The organism is Sphingobium quisquiliarum P25, assembly GCF_000445065.1.
Lineage (GTDB): Bacteria > Pseudomonadota > Alphaproteobacteria > Sphingomonadales > Sphingomonadaceae > Sphingobium > Sphingobium quisquiliarum.
Genome location: NZ_ATHO01000143.1, coordinates 33,806 through 44,716, shown reverse-complemented (window position 1 = coordinate 44,716; position 10,911 = coordinate 33,806). Strand labels below are relative to the sequence as shown.

General features: G+C 67.1%; 3 protein-coding genes and 1 pseudogene. 2 read left to right on the top strand and 2 right to left on the bottom strand.

What is annotated here, in order from left to right:
- Positions 1-825 (top strand): annotated as a pseudogene (locus L288_RS37225) (DNA polymerase Y family protein); the annotation flags it as partial.
- Entirely contained in the window at positions 822-4,439 is a 3,618-nt protein-coding gene (locus tag L288_RS37220) for an error-prone DNA polymerase (protein ID WP_031304683.1), read from the top strand. The pseudogene L288_RS37225 and the gene L288_RS37220, both read left to right, overlap by 4 nt.
- Positions 4,440-4,514: 75 nt before the next feature.
- On the opposite strand, the gene L288_RS37215 is transcribed toward L288_RS37220, so the two are convergent.
- Entirely contained in the window at positions 4,515-8,738 is a 4,224-nt protein-coding gene (locus L288_RS37215) for a translocation/assembly module TamB domain-containing protein (protein ID WP_021239225.1), read from the bottom strand.
- Entirely contained in the window at positions 8,738-10,846 is a 2,109-nt protein-coding gene (locus tag L288_RS37210; RefSeq protein WP_031304682.1) for an autotransporter assembly complex protein TamA, read from the bottom strand. The genes L288_RS37215 and L288_RS37210 overlap by 1 nt, the downstream gene beginning before the upstream one ends.
- Positions 10,847-10,911 lie beyond the last annotated feature (65 nt).

Genomic DNA, 10,911 nt, shown 5'->3' with positions numbered 1-10,911 from the left:
CCCGTGGGCAGCACCGCCTATGCGCTCGCGGCGGTCGAGGAGATGGCGGCCGAGGCGGGCGAGCGCCTGCGCGAACGGAGCGAAGGCGGGCGCCGGTTCGAACTGTTGTTCTTCCGCACCGATGGCCTTGCCTTCCCGCTGCGGGTGGAAACCAGCCTGCCGGTGCGCGATGCGCCCGCGATCATGCGGCTGGTGCAGGAGCGGATCGACAGCCTGTCCGATCCGCTCGACCCCGGCTTCGGGTTCGACATGCTGCGCCTTGCCGTGCCGCAGGCCGAACCGATGGCCGCGACCCAGCTTGCCCTGGAAGGCGGGGAGGCGCGGCGGGAGGAAGCGGTCGCGGCGCTGATCGACCGGCTGTCCGTCCGCGCCGGGCGCAACCGCATCCAGCGGCTGGAGCCGCGCGACAGCCACATCCCCGAACAGGCGCAACTCGCCTTGCCAGCGATCGAGGTCCGCACGCCGTCGAGCTGGCCGCGCCAGGGCGAGCCGGGCGAGCCGGGCGATCCGCCGATGCGCCCCATCCATTTGTTCGACCCGCCCCAGCCGATCGAGGTGGTGGCGCAGGTCCCCGACGGCCCCCCGCATCATTTCCGCTGGCGGCGCGCGGCGCATGAAGTGACCCGCTATGAAGGGCCGGAGCGGATCGCGCCCGAATGGTGGAAGGCGAAGGACGGCGCGCTGGAAGGCGAAAGCGCGGGAATGACGCGCGACTATTACCGGATCGAGGATGCGCGCGGGCGGCGCTACTGGATTTTCCGCCACGGCCTCTATGGCGCGGAGGCGCGGCATCCCGCCTGGTATATCCACGGCCTGTTCGCATGAAACGCGGCAAGGGCCCCGACCCGTCCAGGCCCAAGTCCATGGACCGGCGGGAATTGAACGCGGCCGAAGCGGCGCGGGAAAAGGCGCGGGCCAAGGAGGCGCGGCCGCCTTCGTCCCGCAAGGATGATGGTCCTGCCTTTGCCGAGTTGGTGGCGGCGACCAACTTTTCCTTCCTGCGCGGCGCGTCGCACGCTTCGGACATGGTGTCGCAGGCGATCGATCTTGGCCTGAAGGGGTTGGGCATTGCCGATCGCAATACGGTCGCGGGCGTGGTCCGGGCCTGGTCGGCGCTGAAACGCGCGCCCGAAAAAGCGCGCGCCAACCTGCTGGCGGCGAAGAAGGAAGCGGGGCAGCCGCTGGAATTGACCGAAGAAGAGGAGCAGGCGTGCCAGAATGATCTGCGGCTGATCGCCGGCGCACGGCTGGTCTTTGCCGACGGCACGCCCGATATCGTGGCCTATCCCGCCACCCGGCGCGGGTGGGGGGAACTCACCAAATTGCTGACGGTCGGCAATTTGCGGTCGGTGAAGGGAGATTGCATCCTCACCTATGCGGATCTGACCGCTTATCTCGACGATCTGCTGCTGATCGTCCTGCCATCCTCGACGGCCACGGCGCAGACCGCGCATCGAAAGCCGGTGGACTATGACTATGACGACCGGCCTTCAAAGGAAGCGGTCCGGCAGGGGCATTTGAGCCTGGTGCCGCCGCCGCGTCCGGCGGACCTGGAATCCTGTTTGTTGCGTCTGTCCCGTCTGGCGCCCGGACGGGTTTGGCTGGGCGCGGCCTTGTGCCGGGATGGACGGGACGCGCGCCGGATCGCTCGCTTGCAGGGGCTGAGCGATCGCACCGGCGTGCCCCTGATCGCGACGATGGACGCGCTTTACGCCACGCCCGCACAGCGGCCGTTGCAGGATGTACTGAGCTGCATCCGCGAAGGCGTGACCATCGGCAAGGCGGGGCGGCTGCTGGAGGCCAATGCTGAACGGCACATCCATGCGCCCGATGAAATGGCGCGGCTGTTTCGCGATTGCCCGCAAGCCATCGCCGAAAGCATGCGCTTCCTTGGCCAGGTGCATTTCCGGCTGGAACAGCTGGCCTATGAATATCCCCATGAGCCCGTGCCCGAAGGCTGGACGGCGCAGCAATGGCTGGAGGAACTGACCATTTCCGCCGCGCATGCGCGCTATGGTCCGCATATTCCATCCAAGGTCCGCAAGCTTCTGGACGAAGAGTTTCAATTGATCGGCGACCGCAACTATGCCTATTATTTCCTGACCGTCCACGACATCGTCGCCTTTGCCCGGATGAAGGGCATATTGTGCCAGGGGCGCGGATCGGCGGCCAATTCCATGGTCTGCTTCCTGCTGGGCGTCACCTCGGTCGACCCGGAGCGCCATGAACTGCTCTTTTCCCGCTTCGTGTCGGAAGAACGGGACGAGCCTCCCGATATCGACGTCGATTTCGAACATGAGCGGCGCGAGGAGGTGATGCAATATATCTACGAACGCTATGGCCGCCATCGCGCCGGGATCGCGGCCACCGTGATCCATTACCGGTCGCGCAGCGCCGTGCGGGAAGCCGCAAAGGCGCTGGGCCTGAGCGAAGATGTGGCGGCGCGCCTGTCGAGCACGGTCTGGGGCAGCTATTCGGGCGAGTTTCCCGAAGCGCGGATCATGGAAGCGGGCTTTGCCCTCGACAATCCCCAGATCGTGCGGCTGCGCGCCGTGGTGGACCAGCTTCTGGACGCCCCTTTCCCCCGGCACTTGTCCCAGCATGTGGGCGGCTTCGTGCTGACGCAGAACCGGCTCGATGAAACGGTGCCGCTGCATCATGCGGCGATGGAAGGCCGCAGCTTCATTGAATGGGACAAGGATGACATCGACGCGCTGGGATTGATGAAGGTGGATATACTGGCGCTGGGCATGTTGAGCTGCATTCGCAAAGCCTATGACCTGATGCGGCTTCATGATCTGGGCGATCACGACCTCAATATCGACCTCAAGTCCGGCGACCCCGCCGTCTACACCATGCTGGAAAAGGGCGACAGCATTGGCGTTTTCCAGGTCGAAAGCCGGGCGCAGATCAACATGCTGCCACGGCTGCGGCCACGATCCATCTATGATTTGACGGTGCAGGTGGCGATCGTGCGGCCAGGGCCGATCGAAGGTGACATGGTGCACCCCTATTTGCGGCGCAGATGCGGAGAGGAGGATGTGGAATATCCAGCGCCCGATCCCGCTCATGGTCCGCCGGACGAACTCAAATCCCTGCTGGGCAAGACCTACGGCGTCCCCCTTTTCCAGGAGCAGGCGATGAAGCTGGCCATCGTCGCTGCCGGATTCACGCCGTCGGAAGCGAACCAGTTGCGCCGTTCCATGGCGACTTTCCGCCAGGTGGGCGGCATGGACAAGTTCAAGGACAAGATGGTCAACGGCATGGTGGAGCGCGGCTACAAGGCCGATTTCGCCGAACGCTGCTACAGGCAGATCGAGGGGTTCGGCAGCTATGGCTTTCCCGAAAGCCATGCCTTGTCCTTTGCCCGGCTGGTCTATGTGTCCGCCTGGATCAAATGCCACCAGCCCGCCGTGTTCGCCTGCGCGCTGCTGAATTCCCAGCCCATGGGCTTTTATGCCCCCGCGCAGATCGTCCGTGATGCGCGCGATCATGGCGTCACCGTGCATGATGCCGATGTCAATATGAGCGGCTGGGACAATGCGCTGGAGCCGCTGCTGCGGTCGCGCGACAGCGGGAAGGGAGAGGGCGAGGGCCGGGCGCTGGCGCTGCGGCTGGGCTTGCGCCAGATCGATGGCTTTCGCGAGGGCTGGGCCGCGCAACTGGTCGAGGCGCGGGCGCAGGGATTGTTCACCAGCCTTGAGGATCTGGCGCGGCGGGCGGGGTTGCCCGCACGGGCCTTGCGCCTGCTGGCGGATGCGGATGCCTGCCGGTCGCTGGGGCAGGACAGGCGGGCGGCCTTGTGGGAAGCGCGGCGCACGCCGTCCAATGAATTGCCGCTGTTCGCCGCCGCCCGCCAGCGTGGCGAGGCGGCAGGGGGCGAGCTGGGGCGGGAGCCTGACGCCAGGCTGCCCGCCATGCCGCTCGCCGAGCATGTCGCTGCCGACTACCAGATGACGCGCCTGTCGCTCAAAGGCCACCCCATGCAGTTTTTGCGGCCGGTCTTCGCCGCGGAAGGCGTGCTGAGCTGCGCGCAGACATCGGCCGCGAAGAATGGGGCGCTGGTGCGGACGGCGGGCGTGGTGCTGGTGCGGCAGCGCCCCGGCAAGGGCAATGCCGTCTTCATCACCATCGAGGATGAGACGGGGATCACCAATGTCCTGCTCTGGGCCCGGCTGTTCGAAATGCAGCGGCGGCCCGTCATGGCGTCACGGCTGATGCTGGTCGAAGGCGAAGTGCAGCGCAGCAAGGAAGGCGTCGTCCACCTGATGGCGAGCCGCGTCCACGACCGCACCGCCGAACTGTCGCGCCTGTCGGATACGCACCGGCCGCAACTGGCGCTCTCGCGGGCGGATGAGTTCATCCATCCCCAGCATCCCCGCACCTCCAGCCACCCGCGCAATGTGCGGATATTGCCCAGGTCGCGGGATTTTCATTGAGGGGGTGAGTTCAATCCTTCCTGCGCCGTAGAAGGCTGGTCCCCTCCCCATCTTGCGACGGGGAGGATTAAACCCTCAATAATCCTTGGAATAGCGCAGGTTGGCCGATGATCCGGCGTTGGTGCCGGTCTTCGACAGCAGGCTCAGCGTCTTGGACAGCGAGATTTCGAGCTGGGTCGCGGTGAAGCCCTTGGGATCGGTGATCACCTCCACATAGATGTCGTTGGAGATGCGCTGCCCGACCGCGAGCGACGTGCCGCGACCGGTCGCGTCATCGCCGCCGACGATGCCGATGCGGTCGATGCCCGACGCATTTTGCAGCTTGCCCATCGGGTTCAGCCCGCCGCCACCGCCGCGCAGACCATTGAGCGCCGCCGCCAGCTGCACCGCCTGGGTCGCTGACAGGTTCGCCACATTGTCGCCGAACAGGATGCGGGCCAATATCTCGTCCTGCGGCAAGGTGGGCGTGGACACGAAGCTGATGTCGGGCCGTTGCGCCGTTCCAGCGACGGCGATGCCCGCCGTGACCGTGTCGATCCGCGTTTCCGCGCGGATCGCCAGCACCGGGTTCATCATCGGCCCGTTGAAGGTGATGACGCCCTGCTCCAGTTCGAACTGGTGGCCGGAGAAGCTGTAGCGGCCGCGGATCACCTCGATCTTGCCGACCACGCGCGGATCGGCGGTGGTGCCGGTGACGCGCATGTTGGTCTTCCATTCGGAATCGAGGCCCATGCCGGTCACGTAGATCTCGTTATCGGCGCGCACGCGGACGTCCAGCTTCCAGTTCGCGGGCCTGGCCGCCGCCTGCCGCCCGGCGAGCCGCTGGTCGAGCACGTCGCTGCCCTCGCCCTTGCGCCGCACGCCGGTCAACTGGCGGATTTCGGCCCCGCCCTGCCAGGCGACGCGGTAGCGCGTTTCGGGCAGCCACAGGTCGCCCTTGATCAGGCCGCCATTGGCCGCGCTGTTGGTGATGTTGATCGTGCCGGTCGCGACGCTGGTGATGGCTTCGCTGCGGGCAAGGCGGGCGCGGTCCAGCTTCACCGCTATGTCCATCGGATAGCCGCTGTCCGCCGCCAGCCCCACCGTGCCGCGCGCCTGCACCGTGCCGTCGCCCGCGCGCCCGGAAAAGTCGCGTATGTCGAGCCGGTCGTTGGTGAAGCGGCCATCCAGCCGCATCTGCGTGACGCGCGTGCCGAACGTCTCATTTTCATAAGTGAGCGCATTGGCGCGGACAAGGCCGTTGAGGCGCGGCTGGCTCAGCCTGCCGCCGAAGTCCGCCGCCACCGCGATGGGCCCGGTCAACTGCTGGTCGGCGAGCCCGGCGAAGGAGAAGAGGACATCGGCGGGCCCGGCATAGCGGATGCCGCCGCCAAGGGGCGCTGCCTGAAGCTGCTGCATCCAGCCCGCGCCCGGTCCCGGCGGCGCCAGCGTCGCGACGAAGCGGCCAAGGGTCGCATTGCCGCGCCGGATGAGGCCGCGCAGGTCGCCGCCCGCGCCCGACAGCTTGCCCTCGATCGCCATGGAGACCGGATCGGACACGGCGCTCAGGCTGGAGCGGCGGAAGTCGCTGATCGCCACGCGCGTGGTCGCGGTGGGGAAAGCGTTGCCGCTCTGGGTGAAGTCCAGCGACCCGGTCGCCTTGCCGCTGACGCCCAGGCCGGGCGAGGCGATGTTGGCGATGGCGAGGTCGAAATCCTTGAACCGCGCTTGCAGGGCTGTCTGCCCGCCGAAGCGCCCGGCGAGGTCGACGCGGCCCTGCGGCAGCACCAGCGTAGCGGGCTCCAGCCGGTAGCCGCCCTGTTCGATGCGGATGATGGCGGGCCGGGCGAAGCGGAAGGGGATGTTGCTCGCCTTGCCTTCCAGCGCGACGGCATAGAGGCTGGGGCGCAATGCGGCGTTCACCGCGATGGAGAAGGGCACGCCGGTCGATCCGTCGGCGACCAGCTGTGCGCGGCCGCGTCCACCCTGATAATCGACCCGTCCGCGCGCCTTGCGCACCACATAATCGCCATAGGCGGCGTTCGCCATCTGCACATCGGCAAGGATGCGGGGCTGGTCGGTCAGCACCATGGAGGCGTTGACGATGGCACGGCCGATGACGATGTCCGCATCGCCGGGCAGCCGCGCATTGCTGGCGGTGGCGTTGACGTTGACGCCCTGCGCCTTGCCCACGGCGGACAGGCGCACCGTGCCGTTGATGCCAGACCCGTTCATCGCGAGCTGCCCGGCGAACGGCCCGGCGGCGCTTTGCTGCACCCGCCCGTTCATGTCCACCCCGGCAAAGCGCGCGCGGGTAATGTCGATGGTCAGCGGGCCCTGGGCCGTGCGGATCAGCACATTGGCGAAGAAGGGTCCGTAGGGCGATCCGCCCGTGGCTTCCAGACGATAACCCGCCGCTTCGCCGTTCAATTTGGCGACCACGTCCGTCAGTTGCACGCCGACATTGGGGCGAGCGGCGCGCAGCACGGCGCGGGGCCGCTCCATCGTGCCGCGCACCGTCAGCGCCAGCGGACCATATTGGTTGGAGGCCGCGCGCGCGTCGAAAGCGATCGCGCCGTCCGTATCATAGCTGCCGGATCCCGACAGGATGCGGAAATTGGGGGCCGCGCCCTTGAGGCCGGCGAGCGTGAACTTGCCCTCCGGCGTCATGCCGATCCGCCCGGACATCACGGCATTGCCGCCCAGGAAGTCGCGCACCGACGCATTGTCCCACCGCGCCGTGCGCACGCCGAACTTCCCCGACAGGCCGAAGCCGCCTTTGGGTCCCGGCACCAGTTCCATGTCGGTGGTCAGGTTGACGATGCCCACGCCGTCGATGCGGTAATCATTGACGCGCCCTTTCAGCGCGCCGCGATAGATGGCGTTGTCGAGATCGGCGAGCACGATGGCCGTGGCGTCCACGCTGTCGCTGTCGATTTTCAGATTGTCGCTGATCAGCTTGCCCGCGGCATAGGCGAAGTCGCCCTTCACCCGCAGATTTTGCAGCAGCCCGCCAGCGGCGGCGTTAAGGCCGGTGACACGCCGCGCGGTGGCGTTCACCGGGATGCGGATGCGGTCGGCGTCGATCACCGCCCGGCCGCTCGCCTTCAACCCTTCGATGCCGGTCTGGTCGAAGGCCAGCATCGCGGCGCTGAGATCATAGTCGATGAAGGGGGTGGCCATCGGCCCGTCCAGGATCACCGATGCGCGCACGTCGCGTCCGCGCACTTTCTCCATGATCGCGCCGGGCGTCAGCAGCGCCGCGTCGATCTTGAGCCCGCTGAACTCGCTCTTGCCCAGGTCGATCAGGCCCTGCGCCGTCGCCGCCAGCGCGGACGACCGCAGCGAACCTTTCAGATTGACGCGCCGTTCGTTGAGGCCCGCGAAAAGATCGACATCCAATGCTGGCGCGGTCAGCCGGTCCACCGTCCCGGCAAAGACCAGCCCCGGCCGCACCGGGCCTTTGGCGGTGAAATTGCCGTCGCGCGCGGCGAGGGCGATGTTCGCCAACTCGCCCCTGGGAGAGGTGGCGACGATCCGCCCGTTCCATGCCTGCCACGTGCCCCGGCCGTCCAGCGACGCGGTCAGGCCATCGGTCAGGCCGCTCATCTTCGCGATCACGCCGCCCTTGGGCGCGGTGAGCCTGCCCTTCATCGCCAGCCGGTTCTGCTCAGGCACGGCGTCCAGCCATGCCTCCAGCTTGTCGCCGCTGTCCACCACGGCGTTGGCGGACAACTGCGCGCGCCCATCGGCAATATGGGTGACGCCGTCGATGGCGATTTCCCGCTTCTGCCCGATCACCGGCCGGGCGAGGACGAAGCGCGCGATTTTCAGCCGGTCGACATCGATGTCCAGGTCGGGAAGGATCGGCGCATTGGGATCGCTTTCCGTCACATTGAACTGCGGGCTGCGGGCCAGCACCACCAGCGGGCTTTCCAGCAGCCGCACGGAAATATGGTTGTTGATGTAGCGGAAGGGGCTCCAGACGACATGGACGCGCGGGGACACGGCGAAGGGCCCCTTGGGGTCGCGCAGCACCAGGTCGTGGATCACCATGTCGCTGTAGATCGACCCTTCGATGCGGCCGACCTCTATGCCCATGCCAGATTCCAGCTTGAGCGCGGCGATCTGGCGGATCAGGAATTTCTTGCCCGGCTGGGTGTTGAGGAACAGCAGCAGCCCGGCGACAAGGACGGCGAGCGCGGCCAGCAGCCCGGCGGCGCCCAGCGCGATCTTCTGCCAGAGCGGACGGCCTTCGCGGATGACGATGGTGTCCGTGGTTTCCGTTTCAACGGCGGGCGGGGGTGTGTCCTCGGCCATCAGAATGCCTGCCCGATGCCGATATAGAGGGTGAATTTGGATTCGCCCGGCTGCCGGTTGATCGGCATGGCGATGTCCGCGCGGAACGGCCCGAAATTGGTGTAGAAGCGCCCGCCTACCCCGACGCCGTAGCGAATGCCGGAAAAGCGCGGGATGGAGCTTTCATAGACCTGCCCGGCATCGACGAAGGCGACGACGCCATAATCGCCGAAGCGGTAGCGGCCCTCTACCGCGAATTCGTTGACGGAGCGGCCGCCAACTGGATCGTCATTGGCGTCCTTTGGCCCCAGTTCCTGATAGCCGAAACCGCGCACCGATCCGCCGCCGCCCGCATAGATGCGGCGGGACGGGGCGATCTGGTCCCGCGCCGCGCCGCTGATGGTGCCCAGCCGCGTGCGCGCCGCGATCACCAGCGCGTCAGACACGGGATAATAGCCGGTCAGGTCGAACGTCGCCCGGACATAAGGCGACACATTGCCTTGCAGCGAAGCTTCGGGCGACACGCGCAGATTGGCGCGGAACCCCTTGGTGGGGTTCAGCAGGTCGTTGGACCGGTCATAGCCGATCTGCGTGGGCAGGGAGCCGATGAAATAAGTGAGCCGCCGCTTTTCCGCCGTGGCCGGGTCGATCGTCGTCTGTTCGTTCGACAGCAGGATTTCCGCGCCATAGGTGTAGGTCCAGCGCTTCTGGAAAATCGGCGTGGACTGGCGCGCCCAGTTGATGTTGAGCCCGGCGGTATAGGCTTCGAACGCGTCGTAATTCTGATGGTTGATCAGCGCGCCTGTCTGGAAGGTGCGGTCGCGCTTGCCCGCGTTGGACCGGCGGAAGGTGCCCGACACGCCCTGCTCCTGCGTCCCGGCGATCACGCTGGCGATCAGCGCGCCTTCGGGCGGGAAGAGGTTGCGGTGGGTCCATGTCGCCTCTGCGCGGAAGCCCTGGCCGGTGCCATAGCCAAGCTCGCCCGCCAGCGTGCGGGGCGGCCCCGCTTCCTGATCGACATGCAGATCGACATATTCGGTGCCGTCAGGCCCCGGCTCGCTGGTGCGCACCGGATCGACGGCGACGCTGGAAAACAGGCCCGTCGCCACCAGCGCGCGGCGCAGGTCATCGACCTTGCGGCTGTCATACAGCTCGCCCGGCTTGAAGCGGCTGATGACCTTCATATGATCCGTGCCGAACGCCTGCTTGGCGCCGCTGGTCGTGATGCTGCGGAAGGAGCCGCGCGGCCCCACCTCGACCGGCAGCGTGTAGGCGCCGGTGACGGTGGCGGGGTCGAGCAATATGTCCCGTTCCCCCACCTTGGCGAAGGGATAGCCGTTTTCGGGCAGCTTCACCCCGACATTCGCCTCCGCGCTCTCCACATCGGCGGCGACGATATAATCGCCGGTCTGGAGCGGCAGGCTGCCGCGGACGAGGTTGGGGGGGACGGTCGCAGCCGCGTTGATGACGATGTCGCCGATCTTGTAGCGCTTGCCGGGCGTGACCGAGAGCACCGCCTTCAACCCGCCTTCGCCCGTCTGTTCCAGCGAGGCGAGGGCGGTCGCGTCATAATAGCCCTCCGAATAGAGCAGCCGGACGGCCAGCGCCTCATCCTCATGCGCGCGCGCCTGCACCATCGCGGCGGTCTCCGCCCGGCCGTCGCCATCGATCAGCGCGGACGCATCGCGGAACGCATCCTCCAGCCCTGTCTTGCCAAAGCCCTCTATATCGACGGCGTAGCGTATTTCGGGCGTCTTTTCCTCCGGGCTTTCCGCCGCCACCTGAGCCGGCACGGTCACGCTGTCGAGCGGCGGCAGCGGCTGGGCAAGCTCCATTTCCTGCTGCGGTTCGATGGCGGGCGGCAATTCCTGCGGCGCTGCGGCCTGCGGCATCTGCTGGTCGATCCAGCTTTCGATCGAAGGCAGGGGGGCAGCGGGGTTGGCGGCATCGCTATCGCCCGCCTTGGGCAGGCGCGCTTCGAACTCGCTGTCGGGCAGGATCGGTTCTTCTCGCTCAGGCGCGGCGGCGGGGGGCGGTGTCTGCGCCTGCGCCATCAGGGGGAGGGGGGACATGGCGATCATGAACATGCCCAAGGCACGCCGAACATTCTTCGCCTGCCTTGACCCCATGAAATTCGCGCCGCCCCTTTTAAGCCACCCGGCGCGTCCGCGCGGGACGGGAAATACGCATGGAA

Bases quoted from the DNA above. Each gene is read 5' to 3' on its own strand.
- L288_RS37215 (WP_021239225.1), bottom strand. From the start codon at position 8,738: ATGGCCGAGGACACACCCCCGCCCGCCGTTGAAACGGAAACCACGGAC.
- L288_RS37220 (WP_031304683.1), top strand. From the start codon at position 822: ATGAAACGCGGCAAGGGCCCCGACCCGTCCAGGCCCAAGTCCATGGAC.
- L288_RS37210 (WP_031304682.1), bottom strand. From the start codon at position 10,846: ATGGGGTCAAGGCAGGCGAAGAATGTTCGGCGTGCCTTGGGCATGTTC.